Annotated in this window: 17 protein-coding genes and 1 pseudogene; 13 read left to right on the top strand and 5 right to left on the bottom strand. The window is 47.9% G+C overall.

Annotated elements, in window-relative coordinates; all coding sequences use genetic code 11:
- Positions 1–204 precede the first annotated feature (204 nt).
- From LQ567_RS18765 to LQ567_RS18755, 3 genes are all read right to left on the bottom strand, one after another.
- Positions 205–693 (bottom strand): hypothetical protein, encoded by a 489-nt coding sequence (locus LQ567_RS18765; protein WP_231007118.1) that lies wholly within the window; start codon positions 691–693, stop codon positions 205–207.
- A gap of 137 nt (positions 694–830) precedes the next feature.
- On the bottom strand, positions 831–1709 hold the full coding sequence (locus tag LQ567_RS18760; RefSeq protein ID WP_231007116.1) for an isocitrate lyase/PEP mutase family protein: 879 nt from the start codon (positions 1707–1709) through the stop codon (positions 831–833).
- A gap of 415 nt (positions 1710–2124) precedes the next feature.
- Positions 2125–3237, bottom strand: a complete 1113-nt coding sequence (locus LQ567_RS18755; protein WP_231007115.1) for a hypothetical protein — start codon at positions 3235–3237, stop codon at positions 2125–2127.
- A 641-nt stretch (positions 3238–3878) separates the two neighbouring features.
- On the opposite strand from LQ567_RS18755, the gene LQ567_RS18750 reads away from it, so the two are divergent.
- The 13 genes and pseudogenes from LQ567_RS18750 (at position 3879) to LQ567_RS18695 (ending at position 16360) form a co-directional block, all read left to right on the top strand.
- Complete coding sequence (locus tag LQ567_RS18750) at positions 3879–5519, top strand: tetratricopeptide repeat-containing sensor histidine kinase (protein WP_231007113.1); 1641 nt, start codon at positions 3879–3881, stop codon at positions 5517–5519.
- Positions 5520–5524: 5 nt separating this feature from the next.
- Complete coding sequence (locus LQ567_RS18745) at positions 5525–6190, top strand: DNA-binding transcriptional response regulator (RefSeq protein ID WP_231007112.1); 666 nt, start codon at positions 5525–5527, stop codon at positions 6188–6190.
- 315 nt (positions 6191–6505) lie between these two features.
- Positions 6506–6727 (top strand): hypothetical protein, encoded by a 222-nt coding sequence (locus LQ567_RS18740; RefSeq protein WP_231007109.1) that lies wholly within the window; start codon positions 6506–6508, stop codon positions 6725–6727.
- Positions 6728–6737: 10 nt separating this feature from the next.
- The gene (locus LQ567_RS18735; protein WP_231007107.1) at positions 6738–6983 is read left to right on the top strand and encodes a hypothetical protein; all 246 of its coding nucleotides are present in this window, start codon (positions 6738–6740) and stop codon (positions 6981–6983) included.
- 221 nt (positions 6984–7204) lie between these two features.
- A complete protein-coding gene (locus LQ567_RS18730; protein ID WP_231007106.1) occupies positions 7205–7411 on the top strand; it encodes a hypothetical protein in 207 nt (68 codons plus the stop codon).
- Between the two features lie 524 nt (positions 7412–7935).
- Positions 7936–9198, top strand: coding sequence for a DUF4407 domain-containing protein (locus tag LQ567_RS18725; RefSeq protein ID WP_231007104.1), 1263 nt, complete (start codon positions 7936–7938; stop codon positions 9196–9198).
- Complete coding sequence (locus tag LQ567_RS18720; protein ID WP_231007102.1) at positions 9195–10163, top strand: DUF4407 domain-containing protein; 969 nt, start codon at positions 9195–9197, stop codon at positions 10161–10163. Before LQ567_RS18725 ends, LQ567_RS18720 begins: the two co-directional genes overlap by 4 nt.
- Positions 10164–10180: 17 nt before the next feature.
- Entirely contained in the window at positions 10181–12103 is a 1923-nt protein-coding gene (locus LQ567_RS18715; RefSeq protein ID WP_231007099.1) for a J domain-containing protein, read from the top strand.
- 13 nt (positions 12104–12116) lie between these two features.
- Entirely contained in the window at positions 12117–12608 is a 492-nt protein-coding gene (locus LQ567_RS18710; RefSeq protein ID WP_231007089.1) for a hypothetical protein, read from the top strand.
- Between the two features lie 269 nt (positions 12609–12877).
- Positions 12878–12955 (top strand): annotated as a pseudogene (locus LQ567_RS26320) (DUF6979 family protein); the annotation flags it as partial.
- A 377-nt stretch (positions 12956–13332) separates the two neighbouring features.
- Entirely contained in the window at positions 13333–14487 is a 1155-nt protein-coding gene (locus tag LQ567_RS18705) for a helix-turn-helix domain-containing protein (RefSeq protein WP_231007074.1), read from the top strand.
- 154 nt (positions 14488–14641) lie between these two features.
- Entirely contained in the window at positions 14642–15655 is a 1014-nt protein-coding gene (locus LQ567_RS18700) for an alpha/beta fold hydrolase (protein ID WP_231007072.1), read from the top strand.
- A 30-nt stretch (positions 15656–15685) separates the two neighbouring features.
- Entirely contained in the window at positions 15686–16360 is a 675-nt protein-coding gene (locus LQ567_RS18695; protein WP_231007070.1) for a hypothetical protein, read from the top strand.
- A gap of 201 nt (positions 16361–16561) precedes the next feature.
- On the opposite strand, the gene LQ567_RS18690 is transcribed toward LQ567_RS18695, so the two are convergent.
- On the bottom strand, positions 16562–17746 hold the full coding sequence (locus LQ567_RS18690) for an AGE family epimerase/isomerase (protein ID WP_231007067.1): 1185 nt from the start codon (positions 17744–17746) through the stop codon (positions 16562–16564).
- A 3-nt stretch (positions 17747–17749) separates the two neighbouring features.
- Positions 17750–19840, bottom strand: coding sequence for a GDSL-type esterase/lipase family protein (locus LQ567_RS18685; protein ID WP_231007065.1), 2091 nt, complete (start codon positions 19838–19840; stop codon positions 17750–17752).
- Positions 19841–19842 lie beyond the last annotated feature (2 nt).

The following is a 19842-nucleotide window of genomic DNA, read 5'->3' as shown; positions in this document are numbered from 1 at the left end:
TGGTTCCCAGCGTCTCTTCCAGAAGACGCCGGGATGAAAGAAGTGTATAGATGCTGAAATAAATTCAGCATGACCAGAATAAGCTTTTTCATTTTTTCACAGCGGGGTCTCTCGCAGAGGACCCCGCGCCCTTGCCGGAATTGCATACGGGATCTTTACAACGATGACGTTTTCCCTATAGCCATATTATAGGCCTGTACCGCTTTATCGATTTCCCCTCAGCCGCCGCTCCTCTTTAAGGTATCTTTTCCGCTCTTTACCATTTAGCCAGTTCAGATACCGCTTCTGAAACGTTTCCACCCCGATCAGATGTATAACCCCGAAGTAATATTCAATCTTATTGAGATTGTCTTCACAAAACGTAAGGGTGCAATTCTGCATGCCGGTCAGTGTCGCATAGGGCATCCATTCTATGCCATCCGCAAAAATCATCGCCACTTCCCCTTCGGTCAGATTACGTTTTCTGCAATCCGAATAAATGCCGGTTTCACCTTCTTTGTTGAACAACGCCGCGAGCACAAACAGGGCTGATGGACCATAGCCTTTTGCAACGGCGAGCTGCCGCGATTGTGCCAGTTGATTGGAGTTCCGGATGCTGCCAGCTGCACGTACCAGGCTGTCCATTTCAGCCAGGCTTTGTCCATAAGCACCCGTGGCGTTGATCAGCAGTATATTTAGCAAGAGTGTTCGCATCCGCTTTATTTTCTTATCTGTAAATAAAATGCTGTATTTCCAGCGTGTTGGCCTAAGCATTTCCGGTATTATTCTTTTTCACAGCGGGGTCGCTCGCAGAGGACCCCGCGCCCTTGCCGGAATTACATACGGGATCTTTACAACGATGACGTTTTCCCGATAGCCATATTATAGGCCTGTACCGCTTCATCGAGCGGGTTCATCACCTCAGATAATGTATGGTAGGTACCCTGGCCGGACAATTCTCGGGCCACTTTTTTTATCAGTGCCAGGGTTGCCTTCATCATACTGGAGCCCAGGCTTACGCGGGCCACACCCAGGTCCTGGAGCTCGGGAACGGAGGGTGGAAGTCCGCCCGCCCCGATGGTGGGGTTGGAAAGAATATTAATGGGCGCATTGATTTCTTTAACCAGTGTGGCGATGGCTGCTTTTTCCCATACCGGCTGTACAAAAATGCAGTCGGCACCTGCTTCCCGGTACTTATTCCCCCGCCTTATAGACTCGGCTAATTTTTCCGCCGGTGTACCCGATCCGGTATAAAAGGCATCCGTTCGGGCATTAATAACCAGGTGAAAGCCTAGTGCATTAGATAAGGAACGGATTGCAGCTATCCGTTCACAAAATTCCTGCTCGTCTATCAATACCGGGCTCAGATGAATGCTGTCTTCAATATTGATTCCGGCAATTCCGGTGGCGATGATCTGCTTAACCGATTCAATGACTTCGTACAGGTCATTGCCATAGCCCGCCTCTATATCCACGGTTACCGGCGCCTGTACGCCGTTTACAATACCCGTGATCACTTCCAGCATTTCGGGCAACCGTATCACCTGGCAATCGGGGTACCCCATGGAGGCAGCAATGCCCATGCTGGTGGTGGCAATGGCTTTATAGCCGCAGGCCTCAATTAATTTTGAGCTGCCGGTATCCCATGAGTTTAGCAATACGAGGATCGCTTCATCGTGATGCAGTTTCAGGAACCGCTCAGCTTTTTCTTTTTGAATGGGAGGAACCATAGTCTGGGGTTTAATGTAAAAGAACCCGGATTACAATCAATACTCCGGACATAGTAAGTTACTGCAATTTTCCTGTTTTTTAAAAGATATCGCGGCCGGTGACGTGGAAGTAATTGTTAAAATACTGCGTTCGGGTAAAGCTGCGTTTTCCTGAGCTGACGGGGTGAATTGGCCTCCATTTGACGGGTCATCCTTTTACAGATGCCGAAACAATCCCGATTGATCGGGACGGCATGACCATAGAACGTATTTGATAACCCCGCTCACGATCCGGTACTTGCTGCGCTATACGATCCTGTATCGAAGCCCTCCGTACCTCTGTCCTGTACATTGAAACGTAATGCTGCAAGAGCAACCTTATGCTAACCAGCTATTATATTTATGCTTATCGGACAGTACCTACGGAAACCGGAAATCAGTTACCTGTGTTTTGTGCCTGCGCCAGGTGAAGATGTTTCTCAATAATATAATCGGTAACCGGTTTTAACCGCAGCTGCCGGTCGATTGGGTGAAACCCATCCGAAGTATAAAATTCAATCTCCTTCCCCTTATTAATTTTCACATACCAAACCGATCCCTTCGATTGCCGGGTGATGGTATCCGGTCGGGTGATCTTTTTAAACGAACGGATCTTTTCCGGATCCAGCGGTTCCACCAGTGTGTCACCCGTAGTTCCTCTACAGGGAATTTGTTCGTAATGATCGCCCGTCCAGCGCATACAGGCATTATTTGCCGGCAGCGCCTGGCCCATGGGAATGGGTTCCGGTTCCTTCTTTCCGCCCCGGTAAATCCAAAATCCCGCTACTGCAAATAATGTTATGGCTAAAACAGCCAATCCTCTTTTAAAAACAGATCCGGGTTTCCGCAACTCCGGCTTCGGTATAGCAACTCCCATCGGCGATCCTTTATCCGGCTCCGCTTGTTCCGAAGTGCCGGGTGTTTCAACCGCAACCGGATCCTTTATTGTTCCGGCCTCCGGGGCCGGTGCTTCGGGTTGATCCGGCCCTTCTCGCATCCCGTCCTTTTTTTCCGTTTCCATGTTTTCCCCCGGATCGGGATCTGTTAGCTCCTGCTCCTCTGCAGGCGCAGTCCCTTCTACTGGATTTGCTTCATCTGCTGCTTCTTTATTCCTCGCTTCTGCTGTCTTCAAGTCCTCAACCGCTTCTTCCGGTACTTCATACAGTCTGCCCAATTCAAACGGCCGTAGCTCAAAATCGATTAACCAGGCCAGTAACTCAATATTTTTTTGATCGGTATTAATCTCCGGTTTTTTAAGAAAATTGTTCAGGGGTCTGAACTTGTCAATGTCAAATCGCTTTATGGTATTCAAAATATTCGCCATATCATCGCCAAAGAACCCGACTAATGCCACTTCATCTTTTTTCTTTTCATAGCCCCGACTCCGAACATAAAAACACTCTTCCCGAAGCTTAGCCGGACTTGGATGAATCAGTCGCAGCGAGAGTGCATTTTCCGCCCTCTTTTTTTCATAATCCAGCAGAACCAGTTTTGTGTAATCAGCAAACATTGGCAACAATTGTCCGATAAAACTAACGGATTTTTCGGAATTCCGCCGGCATTTCCGGAATCCCTGGAATTCGAAACGGAAAGACCGGAATTACCGGAATCATCTAACAATCAGCCTGTTACATCGATCTATCTTTGTTTCCAGAATCAGTTGCCCATCTCCCTTGCTAAGAGATGTTCCTGTACAGAACTGATTTCCGGGAGCAGCGAAAGCGGCAGTCGATAACCGGTTTGGGAAGCGTTTAGAAGCTTCCGCAATCCAATCTCCCACCCCTTCCCAAACAATGTAAGAAGCGCTTCTTACGTGGCTTAAATCGCTGCGCCGGATACCGGCTGCAGTATTACCAAACATTTTAAATACTTAAAAATGATCACATTGTTTATAGCTTTTCTGATGGCATTATCGCCCAGTCATTCTACACCTGTTATTAAAGCGAGCGCAAAAACCGACCTCAGCAAATTGCAGATAACCGTTCGGGCCGATACCTCGGACCCCTCCGGAGATGGCGGGCATATTCCCCCGTTACCACGGCCCCTTCCTCCAGTAAAATAACCGGGTCATCATTAATAAGGCAGGCATTCGTCCTGCCTTATTTTTTTGTTTTTATTAAACTCGTATTATTTTTAAGCAAAATAACTGTCTTGAACTATTTAAAGCCCTTATTGTTCCTGTTCATTTCGGCCATCTTCTCCGGGTGCAACACCCCTCCCAAGGCAAAGCCCGTTCCCCCGTCTACGGACTTTCAGAAGGCTACAAATTTTATTAAAACAAACAAAGACTCGGCTTTTTATTATTTTAATAAAGTAGCTACCAGCCCCGGTGACAGTCTGCTGATCGGAAGAGCCTATGCCAACATGGCCATCCTACTATCGAAGGCCGCAGACCCTTTTGGCAGCCAGGAGACCTCTTTGCAGGCACTGAAATTCCTGAATGAAAAAAAATATAGTGACCGGCGTGCGCTTTCATCGGTTTATAATGAACTGGCATACACCAATATCACGCTCAGAAAATATGAAACCTCTCTAGGTTATTCCAATCACGCATTAAAATTTGCAAAAGACTCCGACAGAATAACGGCCTTAAACAATAAGGCACTGGCTTACCAACGGCTAAGACAATACGAACAAGCGCTTTCAATCTACCAATCGATCCTTGAGGAAAGCAAAAATAACCCGGCGGAATATGCCCGGGTTTTGACCAATATGGCCAATACCAAACGGCTCCGGGATTCGACGTATAACCCGCTGCCCGAATTGCGGGCCGCCCTGCAGGTACGGGAAAGCAACAAAGATGCCTCGGGCCTAAGTGCCAGCTATGCGCATTTATCCGACTACTACGCCCGCTCGCGTCCGGATTCTGCCTTATTCTATGCCAACAAAATGTATCTCCTGACGCAACAGCCGGCCAACCCCGGCGATGAATTGCTGGCACTACGGAAACTCATAACATTTGGCCCACCTGAACTTATAAAGGGCTATTTTAACCGTTACCGGTTTTTAAATGACAGTATGCAAACCAGCCGCAATACGGATAAAAACCAATTTGCGCTCATCCGCTATGAAACGGAAAAAAGCAAGGCCGATAACCTGGTATTACAAAAAGACAATGCGGAAAAAAAGGTACAGATCGTCGGGCAATGGATCCTGCTGCTGAGCATACTTGTACTCACCATTACCGGTTTCTGGTGGTACCGGAAACAAAAACAACGGGCCATCCGCGAACAGCAGTTAAGAACCTCCCAAAAAGTACACGATGTGGTGGCCAACGGGCTTTACCACGTCATATCGAAAGTGGATCATGATAAAACCGGCGGAAAGGAACAATTGCTGGACGACCTCACCCATCTCTATGAGCAATCCCGCAATATTTCCTATGAGCAGCCGGAAGAAAAAGCCCCCCTCCCCTTTAATGAATCGCTCGCAGCATTGCTTTCCTCTTTCAGCTCGGCCGATACCCGGGTATTGATCGTGGGCAACTCCAAAGAACTTTGGAGCGCGGTAAAACCGGGTATTAAAAAAGAACTGACACAGATCCTGCAGGAACTAATGGTGAATATGAAAAAACACAGCCGGGCCGGAAATGTGGTCATCCGGTTTCTCCTGCAGCAGAAAACACTAACGGTTCAATACACCGATGACGGGGTAGGTGCCGCTCCGGATTTCCGCTATGGTAACGGGCTCCGGAATACGGAATCCCGTATTGCCGGTATGGGCGGACGCATTAGCTTTGACACCGAAACATCGGAAGGCATGAAAATTCAACTGTATATCCCAACTGCATAACCCATATGATTCAAAAAATATTGATCGCTGAAGACTACGAAACCGTCAACCTGTCTATACAAAAAACACTGGAAGAGCTGCACATTCCCAACCCGGATTATGTGTACTATTGTGACGACGCGCTGCTGCGCATTGAAAAAGCACTGCAGGCCAACGCCTCCTACGACCTGCTGATCACCGATCTTCATTTCGAGGAAGATCACCGTCAACAAAAGATCAGCAGCGGAGAAGCGCTGATTGCGGCCGCCCGGAATATACAGCCCGACCTGAAGATCCTGGTATTTTCGGCCACCGGAAAACCGTCCACTATTGAAGCACTCTTCCAGAAAGAAGATATTGACGGGTATGTATACAAGGGCCGTAATGATGCCCGGGAGCTGAAGCTGGCCCTGGAACAGATTGCAGCCAACCGGCGTTATTTTCCGCAGCAATTTGTACAGCAACAAAAGCAGAAGAATACTTATGAACTTGATGCATTTGATATTACCATCCTGACGTTAATGGCGAATGGAAAGCGGCAGCATGAGATCTCCGCATACCTGAAAAAAAACAACATCAAACCATCGGGACTCAGCAGTATTGAAAAGCGGCTGAACACCATCAAAGATGCCCTGGACTGCAGCACCAACGAGCAGCTGATTGCGCATTGCGTGAAGATGCGCATTATTTAACCGGAGCCAACAAAGGGCATTACGCCGCTCATCTTTGTAACCCGAAGTGCTGCACACCTTCCCGGCCGCAGCTGGGCGGTGAGCTGGTTACCGCTAACAGGATCAGCGCTGTTCCGCAGCTCCTGATGGCAACCTGTACCTGACGCATATGCGCCGCTGCGGGATGCACGCAGGACAACAGCCGGAAGATTCGCTATGAGCCATTTATATAGTGTCCTGCTCCTCTTTGAAAACGTTCAACAATTTATTTAAAAAAATCCGTCACTTTACGGTTTTCCGTAAAAAACAGTCTTGCTGCCGCTATACTTTTGATCCATGGCAAAAGGATACTACGATCCCTGGAGGAAAAAATCAAAAAGCGGTATGAAAATTTTAAATACCGCTTTCAAAACGAGTTATAAAATCGGGAAGGCTATTGCTAAACAACCGAAGAAACGTGCTATTCCAAACAGCGCGCCACAGGGCTGCATCCTATTCCTTTTTTTCTTAGCCGGGATTTCGGCATTTATGCTCCTGTTCATTTTCATATCGATTTAAAGTGTAAACCATGCAAATAAAAAAAATACTGCTGCTCCTGTTATTGGTCACTGCGTTCGGTACAACGCCCCTGCATGCACAATCCCAAAAAAAAGCCAGCACACAAAAAACCGTCACCCCCAAAAAAAGCAAGGCCCGCAAAACAAAAAGTATCGAGGCTGATGACGGAGAATATTATAACGGGCATAAAATTTATACCGGTCCAAGGGGCGGGCGTTATTATATCAACCGCAACGGGAACAAAACCTATATATAGATTCCGCAACCAGGTAACCAAAATCTCCATATACCAGCGGCCGTTGCGCCATGAAAACGCCTTTCGATAACAGGTTCCTTATTTATAACCATTATAAACTTTAAGCCATGCCAATTGCTCCGCCAGGATTATAGCCCATCATGGAACCGGCCAGCCAGCCAGGGGCTAACGGACTGAAAAAACCAAACATATTTCTATTATAAACAGGTTACAGTCCGAAAATGAAATCCATTCTTTTAGCCGTTTTCATCCTCAACAGCAACAGCTGCACCCCCACCACCGTATATATCTGCGACAGCAATACGGCCACCTGGTATCATTACAATGAACATTGCAGGGGTTTAAAAAACTGCAATTACCGCATCATCGCAACCACATTGGACAGTGCAGAGAATAGCAACCGGACACTTTGCAGATGGGAGGATTAGTGTACTGTCAAAAACAACAGGCTTTAAAACAACTTTAAAAATGAAACGGTTCCTTTATAGTTGCGCAAAGAAGATAAAGCAGTGCTTCAACTTCCGCAGGCCGGCATTCCGTCACCTGGATTATATCGATCTCATTTTAGAAAATAAACGATTATTGTTGATCAGCTGGGAAACGATGCATGCAAACAGACTGCATATCCGGCCGGGTAAACATTCAGACCGACGCTCTGCAGGCGCCGCCGTTTATACGTTGCCCTCTACCACGACCGGGGTCGAAATCGTAATAAAGAGCACCTGGCGTTCTGCTAAAAAAGTCATTGATCTCAAAAACCTGCCGGTGAATCCGCAAATGCGCCGGTATCTTGATGCTTATTTTTCCAATGAGCCGCCTTTCAATATCCGAGTTGCGCCGCCTGCATTTGCCAACACAACCATCCGGTTAAAACCATTATACCCCCGACTTCTACTAAACCTCCAAATAACCGATTTCAATATCTCCTTTAATTCATCTCAATTTAATGACTATGTCTCGTGATTTTTATCAAAGCCCCAAATCTTCGCGCATCATGCGCCTTTTTTGGAAAGCAGCCGGCGCCGACCGCTATATCCTGGAACGGAGTACCTACGGTGACCAGGTAAAATACCTGTGTCTTGGAGGCATCATTGTAGCGACCGGTCTGATGGCCGGACTGGCAGGCGGCTATGCATTCTATACGATCTTCGAGCCAAGGGGAAACGCCATTGATTCATTTAAAACAACAGCCGCTATTGGAGGAAATCACGACATTACGGATCTTCCAACCATGGCCAAGGCCGTGATATTTGGTATCATATGGGGACTGATCATTTTCAATATCGACCGGTTTATTATTTCCAGTACCGGAAAAGGCGACGGAACCGAAGACATTACCGGGAAAGAACTCAAAGGAGCGTTACCCCGATTGCTGATGGGTGCAATCATTGCGATGACCATTTCAAAACCCGTCGAGATCCGGATGTTCAAAACAGAAATCGATATTAAACTGCATGAAAAGCAGATTGAACAGCAGCAGGTCTACAAAGCTAAAACCGATTCTGTATTCAATAGTGAACTTGTCAAAAAGGACAAAGAGATTGAAAAAATAGAAATGGAGCTGAGCAATAAGCGAAGCCGGTACCAAACGCTTGAACAGAACTATATCGAAGAAGCCCGCCTGGTTACCGTTGGGCCCCGTGCCCTGGCCATTAAACAGCAAATGGATGGCCTGGCAGCAGAAATAAAAGCATTAGAGGCAAACCCCGATTATCTGCGTGTAAAAAAAGAAAAAGAAGCCATTGAAGACCGGCGTGCGGCCGCTCTGAATCAAAGCGAAAAATATGCCGCCGGGCTGGATGGATTGCTGGAACGCATAAAAATCGGGCACGAGATATCAGGTCCGGCGATCTCCTGGTTCATTACCTTGCTCTTTATGGCAATTGAACTCACACCGATCTTCTTTAAGTTGATGCTCATCAAAAGTCCATATGACTATATGGAAGAGAACATCAAAGAGCTGATCAAGGCAGAAAGCGGTATTGAAATACAACACAATTTTTATCAGGATCAACAAGGGCATGAAAGAGACAAGGTGGTTCAGCACCAGGTGATCCGGCTGCTAAAAGAAAAAATCGCCTTACTGGAAGCACAAAGTCAGTTAAGTGCAGCCGCCCTTGAACACTGGAAAGAAAAAAAGAAAGAAAGTATTGTGGCCAACCCGGAAGCATTCGTAGCCGAAAGCAAGGTACCGCACAATGATGTAACGCCATGAGCAACGGCAGCAAACCACGTGGTTTTGCCTCCCAAAGAAGTCTTGTAAAACTGCTGGGAGCAGAACAGGATCTGATGCGCAGTGCCGGCATTTTAAAGCGCTTCTATGCCGCCACATTGCTCATCATTGCAATCCTGTTACTAACCTGCGTCAGTATCTTTTATGCCATCGAACTTTTATTTCATTCCGTTGCGGTGGAAACCATGCTCGCGATATTTTTTTCTTTACTGTTTATCTGCATTTACATTTTCCTGCTGAATACCTTCTCTAAAGAAGACCGGAAGCATAAAAAAAAGCTGAACTTTTCAGATATCATACGCATCGGCTTTATTGCGTTTATGGGGTTCCTGATCGCACAACCATTGATCATCCTGTTATATGCAACCCGACTTTCAACAGACGTAGCCCACTATAAGCAGCAACTGTTGAACACGCATACCACCCGCATATCCGGGCTAACAGAAAAAGAAACAAAAAAACTTTTAACCCGGTACCATTATTATAACCAGCAAAAGCAGCAATCCGGCACAACCATATACGATGACCAGATGGCCAGGATCGATCGCAGTTTACAGGCAATGCAGATCAAAACCCAGGCACTCGAATCTACAGCCGCATGCACCATTGCAGCAAACAGCTTCTTCCTGTACCGGATAAAAAGGGTGAACGGAAGTTATCCGCTATCCCGGCTATTGGTCATTATCATCGTGCTGCTCTTTATACTTCCGGGTCTGTTGATTTATGTTATTTCCGGCGACCACCATTATTACCAGCAAAAAAAAGCGTTCGAAAGGAAACTGGTCACGGATGCCTACCAGGCTTTTACCATGCATTACAAAAAATTATGGGATCGGTCCGTTACGATTTTCTCCCGGTACATCGATCCGCCTTTCAATACCATTCGCAAAAAGCCGCCAGTTGCCGGCAACACGAATGATTTTGTTCAAAAGTATCTTGACAACTGATAGCAATCCGAACTGCGATGGACTACAAGAAAGATTATTACCGCATATTGGAGGTACCGGAGCAGGCTACGCCGGAAGAACTTCGCGCTTCCTACCGCCGTCTTGCCAAACGCTATCATCCCGACAAAAATCCCGGTAACCCTGATGCGGAGGATCATTTTAAGGACATCAATGAAGCCTATGAAATGCTGGGTGATCCCACATCCCGTGCCGTTTATGACAGCTACCGCACCCGTCAAAAAAAGGAAGAAGCATCACAGGATTCCCTTAACACTAAAAAGGCTACCCATGCCCGGAACCCTCACCAGGAAACAAAGACCCGCACTTACACCGTTATCCACGAAAGAAAAATTTATGTGCAGGGTGTCATTGAAGCAAAATTCCAGGGTATGCCAGATCTTGTTGAACATTACGCCGGACAATGGGAAACCTGCTTTACAATTACACCTACAGAAATACTGGTAACCATATCCGCACCCGATATCTATGCAAAAGAGGCACCCGATGAATATCAGCGGATGTATTCCGGCACCGATATATTTACAACACCTATCGGACAACCGGTCTGTTGCAAAATCGTTACGGCCGGTAAGGAGACCTATTACCAGCTCGACCTCTATGACATCCGGATAAAAGATCCGCGACTTGACGGCATTACGAAACATGAACAGTACAGTTTCGGAACCCTGCGTGGGGAGTTGTTTGCCTATGTATTGCACCGCTATGAAGAGGAGGTCACAGAAACCTATACAGCCTGTGTTGGTACCACCGGGCGCGTTGAAACAAAAACAGAAGGCGGACAGGTCTTTACAAGGGAAGAGCAATACACCGAAAACTGCGACACCCGCTGGACCGAATGGCGGCGGGTGCCCCAAAAAAGCCGGCCTTATGCGTACTCATCAAAAACAACACCTGTTTATACCACACCGGCACCATTGTATTCTGATTGGTGGTGGCTCCTCCTATTACTGGTTGCAGGTCTTATCTGGCCACCTTTATTCGCCATTATACTGATCCTTGCCGGGATATTGCTGCTGCCCTTACTGCTTGTATGGATGACCGAAAAAGCCGGCAAAGGATTTCATTGGGTACTTGCATTCCTGTTGGGCGCTGTCTTTCTGTTAACCATCGGCGCCATGCTTCAGCAGCAAACGCATCGCCCATCGGCTGGTGCCCATACAAGGCTGGACAACATCCGTTCAAAAAAAGAACCCATTCAACACCCCGATATGCCGGCAGATACATTGATCACCCATACACTTCGCTGGCAGGACCGGAACGATAGCGTATATACCATCCAGCTGTCTGTACGGTCATCTCAGTGGCACCAGTCGGCCCGGGCTCACCGCCAGATGAATGAACAGCAATACGCATCGCTCGGTATCGGTGGGGTATACAGCCAGATGCTGGCCACCGACCAGGATGCCATAAAGCCAGCGGTCCTGGCTTTTGGCGCGCTGGCAAAGGCAAAAAAACTCAACCGGTCACAAACAGCGTCGATGATCCTGTCCTGTATACAATCCATTCCCTATGCGCTGGTCGTAGACCGATCCTGCTCCGACAGTTATAACGATACCTACATCAACCAATATCTTGCAACCTGCAAAACGGATTGCTGCAAGGGCTATTCAAAATTCGGGGTACAATCACCCGCTGAGTTTCTGGCAGACCTGAAAGGAGACTGTGATACCCGGGCACTATTCCTGTATAGCGTATTGGGCGAATTGGGTTACCCGGTAGCACTAATGACCAGCAACTACTATAAACATGCGGTTATTGCAGTGGCGTTTGACAAGCCGCCCCCCGGCAATGCCGTTGGAATATCTATTGATAAAAAAAGTTATTACCTGTGGGAAACCACTTCCAAAAAGTTCGGACCGGGAGAACTGCCCGCATCTCTATCCAACATCCATTACTGGAATATTACCCTGATTCAATAAAACCAAGATCATCATGAACCATTTTTTACCGACACACTTTGGAATCATTTTGCTACTGCTATTATTCCAGACCTATATTCTTTTTTATAGCACGTTGTTTTTATTACGGCGGCTGAAGATGATGAAGCGGCCTTATAACGGCATGGATCATGCGGAGCTATTAGTGGCCGCCGTTGTACTTTCGGGTGTCCTGTTCCTGGCGTCGGCAAATGCACCTGCACTGTTCCAGGCAGCCAAGTCTTACAGCGACATGGATCTTTCCACAGGGAAGCTCCTCTTGCTGTATTTTATCCGTTCTTTTACCGTTATCCTGTTCTTTAGCGGCTTGTACATTATACTAGGCTTTGTACATTTTCGCATTTTATTTCGTAAGCATTATCCAAGTCCCGGAACAGCTATCAGCATACTCATTACGATAGTAACGATTGGTATTGCGCTGGTATGCTGGTTTACCTGCAAGGAGGTACTGGATTATATAACGCCCCGGTTTATTACTTTCCGGTAAGCTGCTTATGTGTTTGAAAGAACACAGGCTGACAGCGCAACCGAAAACTACATTGTTAACACGCATTTTAGTGCTCATCTTCAATTCTGTAGAGATCAGGAATGTGCTTTATCGAAAATATACACTGCATGTGAAAAAGGTAAATAAATACGGGAGACAGCACTCAGTGCAGTACGTAAGCTGAGAATTGATAAAGATTTAAGCCCGGTGAGGGCATGGGAAGAAGTTACATTACAGATCTTTGGTGATAGCCCGGCACCAAGAAGAATTGCCCCAAATCAGCATTTCTCGACCTTTGTGAAAAAGGATTGATTTACGATGTACGGCGTGGAGCATACATCAGTTAGAAGAATAAACCTTATGCAATACGTATGTAAACTGGCTAAAGTCACACCCGGTCAACCGGTCAATTTTAGCGACATGTGGGTCCATGCTCCGCAGCATTCGGGTATCCGGACCAATTCCCACGCAGACGTTGTGGTTGCCGGTTTGTCTTAAAAAGACAAAATAGTAATATACCCGCTCATAATCGATCACCAATATAAAAGCAATCAGTTCATATGTAATTAAATTCCGGAAACCTCACACCTCCTCTTCTCTTTAAATAAAACGGAGATCATTCAATCCTGTGACTTTCGCAATTCCAGCAAAGCATCGGCACGCACTATAACTTCATAACCGTGCTTTCTGCTATTTTTGCGCTGCTTTTAACCGGATCATTATTTTGACTATTGTTTATCTAACAGGTATTATTATTACTTTTTTCCTGTCTTCGCTTTTGCTCACCAAAAAAAGGAAGACAGGGGCTGATTATATATTGGCGGCATGGCTGTTCTTACTGGGGCTGCATTTGTTTTTATTCTACACCGTACTTACCAAAAGATACCTGGAGTGGCCCTTCCTGCTTGGCCTCGGCATTCCGTTGCCGCTTGCACACGGGCCCTTTTTATACTTATATACCGCAGCCCTCACCAACCAGTTTCCTCCAAAAAATCGCTGGTTCTGGCATTTTTTGCCATTTCTGGCCCTTTATATCTGCTTATCCGGTTTTTTAAGCTTGCCCGGCATCCATAAAATTTATGTATACGAACATGAAGGCAGGGGTTATGAAACCGAGACCGTATACATATTCACCGCAATTATTCTATCCGGCATTACCTATATTTTCCTGTCGCTATTGCTGTTAAAAAAACACCGGAAACGGATCCTGGAGCAATACGCTGATACGGAAAAGATCAACCTGAACTGGCTGCGGTACCTTATTGCCGGTATCGGCATTATTTGGGCGATTGTGATCTGGGGCGATGAGGCTGCCATTTATACAGTGGTCGTCTTTTTTATCCTGTTTATCGGTTACTTCGGAATCAAGCAGGTGGGCATTCTGAACAGCCCGGAGGAAACAGTGTTGCCGCCGGCTGCTGCACAGATTACCGGTCCGGATCTTTTAGAAACACCTGAAACCGCCCCCACAGCAATACCAAAAGCAGCAAACAAAAAATACCAGAAATCCAGGCTTGGTCCGGATGCGTTGGAAAAGATCCAGGCCGATCTGAAACAACTGATGGAAAAGGAACGCCTGTATACGGATCCCGAATTAACCCTGAGCCGCCTGAGCGAGCGGCTCCAGGTGCATCCCAATATCCTGTCGCAGGTGATCAATACCACCGGCGACCAGAATTTTTATGATTATATCAATACCCTTCGGGTAGCAGCATTTCTGGAACTGCTGGCCGACAGTTCCAATAAAAAATACACATTGCTTTCGCTGGCCTTTGAGTGCGGCTTTAATTCAAAAGCCTCCTTCAACCGGAATTTTAAAAAATGCATGGGTATTACCCCAACCGAGTATCAAAAACAGGTAGAACATTCAAATATCTAAGGTATCAATCTTCAACGAAAAGGTATCAACACTCATACATCACTGGTTACAAATCAGTTGTAAAAAAAACTGTTGAGTATCATCTCTCCTGATGGAGCGCTCGCGCAGCGGGCCTTCTTCATCTTTGAGACTCAAATTTTCAAAACCATAATGTATGATTTTTAAAAGCAATGTTTCTGCACTTCTTTTTGTGCTCTTCCTGGTGGCCTGTTCCACAAAGGACCGTACCCTTACCGGTGCCGGCAACCTGGTAGCTAAAACGGCCGATCAGGATCCGGGCCTGCCTTCTATTAAAGTAAACAACTACATCCTGCATTCAGAAGCGTACGGACCGTTCGGGGCCACAATGATCGTTGCCCTGCATGGTGGTCCTGGAGCCGACTACCGGTATCTGCTGCCTTGCAAGGATCTTGCAGCCAACGGATACCGGGTGGTATTCTATGACCAGCGCGGTTCCGGTCTTTCGCAACGGCTCCCCAAAAAGGCGTATACGGAGCTGGGCGAAAAAGCCATCGACCAGATGTACGAAGAATTGAAGTCGGTTATTGAACACTACCGCACCCGCCCTGATCAGCAGGTAGTACTGCTCGGACATTCCTGGGGCGCCATGCTGGCATCCGGTTTTACCGGAAAATACCCAGGCCTTGTTCGGGGCCTGATCCTTTGTGAACCCGGTGGACTGAAATGGAAGGATGTAACCGACTATGTAAAAAAATCAAGGTCGATGAAATTATGGAGCGAGGTGTTGAATGACGCTTCCTATATCGACCAGTTTATCAGTGGCAAGGAAGACCAGCATGAAATTCTGGATTATAAGATGTCGATGTTAAGTTCCAAAAACGACATCACAGGTGAAGGGTCCTTTGACCCCGCCATTTCATGGAGGGATGGGGCCGTGATCATGGATGCTCTTTTTGAAGTTGGCGAGCATAATAAAAGCGATTTCTCCGCCGGCCTGGAACAATTCAAAAAGCCGGTGCTTTTTTTCTTCAGTGAAAAAAATAAAGCCTACCCGGAGTCATGGGCACAGAAAATAACAGCGGTTTACCCTTCTGTGAACCGGGTTAAGGTACCTGGTGTGGGGCATGATGGCATCATTACCAATCCGGAAGCCTGGACCAAGACCACCCTGCCGCAAATCCTTGCATATCTCAACACCCTCCAGTAAATAAAACAATACCTCATCAAACCTTTCATTATGAAAAAGTATGCGCTCTTAAATATCTTTATCGTTACGCTGTTGTTAACCGTTACCACCCTGCATGCCCAAACCCTTAACTGGAGCAGCCTGAATAAAAGCAAACAACTGATCCACACTTTTGCGGGGGCAGAATACGGACTCGTATTTGGTGTGGGATACAGCTATAAACTGCCGGTGAATTCATTTCCGCTGCTGGTAACGGCGGAGTATTCCTTTCCTTCCGGCGGCACACTGACCGATGATTTCAAAACAAAAATCGGCGGACAGATCCCGCTGATAAAACTCGACCATTTCCGGTTTGCCGTTAAAGCCCAGGGTATTTTCCGCAGGTATGAAAACGACCTGGTGCGCCTGGCCAACTGGGGTGTTGATGTTTCGGGCACCATCGGCTATTATCGTCCGCGTTGGTTTGCAGGTGCCGAAGCCGGTCTTGACAAAGCCATTGCGACCCATTTCAAACACAGTAATCAATATAAAAATGAATACAGGGATGTAAAAGACGGCTGGTTTGAGCCCGCTACCGGCGGGAATTTTTACTACGGACTGCAAACCGGTATTTCGTTTCAGCGGTATGATCTTACCTTAAAAGGCGGTAATGTGCTGGCCCAGGACTTCAAGAGCAAACCTATATTACCTTTTTTTGCCCAGGTGGGATGCAATTTCAGATTTTGACACCCCCAATGGGCCGGAGCATCGTACAACTATATAGCCACGGGTAAGCGCGGATCTCCATCCGTTTTTTTGAAGGAATGACCGTTCCTCTTCCGATCTGAAAAAGCAGGAGAAAACGGTAATGCTCCTGAACAGGCCGGGGGGCCGCATAACACGGCACCCGTCCTGTTCAAGGAAGCGTCATTGTAGCATCTCCCATTTCTACCTCTGCTTAATATACTTTTCCAGCACCCGGGCACAGTACCATTCCTGGCGCGGCAGATGGAAGGGGCCTTTAAACAGGTTGCCCTTGGCCGTTTGCGCAATGCTTCCGTTGCGGTGCAGGTAACCGAACCATTCGCCGTTTTCCTTATCATGAAAATGCCGGTAAGCATAGTCGTGCACCTGGCGATGCCATACCGCATATTTTTCATTACCAGTTACCAGGTGGGCCAGCAGGGTGGCAATGATGGCTTCATTATGCGGCCACCAGAACTTCATATCCTGCCAGTACTCCTGCACCGGCTTATGGTATACATCCCGGAAATACAGGATGCCGCCGTGTTCCGTATCCCAGCCGCGTTCCCACATATAATCCAGCATGCGGCATCCCAGGTCAATCAGCTGCGGATCGTTATCCCGGTAAACGGCTTCATGTAAAATAAACCAGGCTCCCTCAATGGCATGACCAGGGTTTAACGTGCGGCCGTCGATATGATCGATGATGCTTCCGTCTGCGGCCACCTGTTCCATCACACAGCGGATATCGTCCTTTACAAAATGGGTTTCAATTTCACGGATCCATTTGGTGATATAAGTATCGCAACGGGGATCACCGATGGTTTCCCGCAGCTGCTGTGCGGTATTGATCATGATCATGGGTACGCCGATTCCCTTGGCGGGACGGGTATCTGTAAACTTGGGTGCCGAGGGCGCTTCCCCCTCCGCATAGCGGATACACAGGGTGAACAATTCTCTTGCCCGGTTGGCCGCCTCGGGGTCGCCGCTGGCCCTGGCATACGCTGCAAAAGCAATGGCCGCAAAGGTTTCTGAAAAGAAATAACGCCGCTTCCGGATGGGCCGCCCGTCCCGGGTCATATGAAAGAACATCCGGCCATCGGTATCAAAACAATACCTGCTCAGGAAATCGATCCCGCTCTTTGCAGCGGCCAGCCATTCTTCCCGGGGCTCCACGGTATTATACAGGGTAGCCAGCAGCCAGGCCGCCCGCCCCTGTATCCAGACGGCTTTATCATCATCGATTAGGGATCCGTCCTGGTCGCGCATCAGTAAATATCCGCCGTATTCAGTGTCAATGCTCCCGGGAAACCAAAACGGAAGGGTATCTTCCAGCAATTGCGCTGTGTAAAAATCTTTGAGTTGTATGAGTGCTTGTGTATCCACCATTTTTTATTTTAATGATTGAATAAATGTGCTTGCCGGCAATGCCGCTTTGTTTACCAGGTTGGCTCTTGTAAAGGGAGCCCAGCCATAGGCTATTTTTTTTACCCGCATGCCCTGTGGGATCCGGATCAATACTATATCATCTTTTATCTGTGCCGCTGCGGGAATGAACCCTCCCTGATCCGTTACCAGCTCAAACCCCCTTAACGGTTTGCTATCGGCTGTTCTTAACCCCGCCGCATCATCAAAACGGATTTCCACCACATGCCCGTTCTTTTTAACGGAGCGCAGCATGGGGCCGGAGGCCATGATGTTGCGGTGATACGTTTTGTTCAGGGCCAGCCGGGCCAGGCGCAGGCCTACCGGAATTTTATCCTTATAATGTACATTTCCCGGATCGCCCAGGTCGCTGGTCACTATCATTCCGGCATGGTCCAGGTCACTGAGTAATTTCCGTTGTGCATCCCTGAAATAATTCCAGGAGGGGCGGTTGATACTGGACAACTGCACATAATAAAAGGGAAACTGTTGCTGCCATTTTTTGCGCCAGTCGGCTACAAAAACGGGAAATAATTGCTGGTACAATTCCGCATTGTCGGCATCACTTTCTCCCTGGTACCAGAGCACGCCTTTAATGGGGAAGGGAAGCAGCTTTGCAATGGCGGCCTCAAAATTATAGGCCGGCTCATAGGGGTGCCGCTGCCCTGCCCTGCTTGCGTTTTTTACATTTACAGCAGTCCGTTCCCTGCACCATTGCGACAGGTAATCAGACTGCCTCCAGTTTTTGAACGCCGGTTCAAACAAGGGATGGGATTCGAGCGTATGCCGGCTCACCCAGGAAATCAGCGGCGAACCGCCAACGGCGACTTCTACGAGGCCAACGGGCACCCGCTCCCTGTGCAGGATCTCCAATCCAAATACATAACCCACCGCGGAAAAACCGGAGGCTGCTGCCGTCGTATTTGTGATCCATCTGCCGGAAAAGAAATCCAGGTTGTTTGCCCGTGTCAGTTCCTCTGGCGTCCATGTACGGTTATCGGTTTCTGCCAGTGGCTTATAGTGAAACAACCGCAACGGGAGCGCCGGGTTTGCATTGTTTAAAATACTATCGCCCCCGGTACTTTGTGATACCGGAAAATACATATTGGATTGACCGGAGCAGAGCCATACATCTCCAACGAGGATGTTTTGAAGGCGGACTGTTTTTTGCTCATTACGGATCTCCAGTTCCACCGGTGTTGATACGGCTTTGGATGCCGGGAACACCACCTGCCATTTACCATCATAACCGGTTACCGCACGCCGCGTTGCATTCATAAATGTTACGGATACAGTAGTGCCCGCATTGGCCATGCCTCCAATCCGGATGGGCACATCCCGCTGAAATATCATATCCCGGGTAAAGAGCGGTGGTAATTGCAGCCCCCCGAAATTCCCGGTGAGGTACCGGTACACGGTTTGTGCGATAATGGCCGCACCGGCTTCATCGGGATGCAGGGTGGCCGCATCTGTAAACAGGTCGGGCCGGTGCTCCAATGCCTCGTGCAGATCGATCAATGGCAGCTGACGGGCCGTTGCGATCTGGCGTATCTGTTCCTGTAAATTCCCATACCAGCTGAAGGTACTGGACAGGAACCGGCTATGCCCGGTGAACACCGGTGTTAAACTGCAGACATAAATGCGCACCTCCGGGTTGATCTTTTTGATGGTATCGATCAGCCAGTTGTAATCCGGCATAAATGCATCGCGGTACCCGGGAAAGTTCCTGGGATCGGTATCGTTCAGCCCCAGGTGAATGACAGCGATATCCGGCCTGAATGCGAGCATATCGCCGAAGGCCTTGCTTTTATAATAGGGATTATGCCCGTTTTTTAATACCGTGGCGCCGCTGTGGCCAAAATTTTTAACCACATATCCAGCGCCCAGCATCCGCTGCAGCTGCGCAGGATAGGATGTGGATTGAGGATCTTTTAACCCCCATCCATAAGTAACCGAATTGCCTATACAGGCAACCCTTACCGGCTGTTGCGCCTGCCCGGCAATGGCCATCAGCCACAGCAGGATACAGCAGCAATACAAACGGGCTTGCTTCGGCATGG

Origin of the sequence: Niabella pedocola (assembly GCF_021044425.1) — a bacterium.
Lineage (GTDB): Bacteria > Bacteroidota > Bacteroidia > Chitinophagales > Chitinophagaceae > Niabella > Niabella pedocola.
This window is presented reverse-complemented; position numbering and strand designations above follow the sequence as displayed.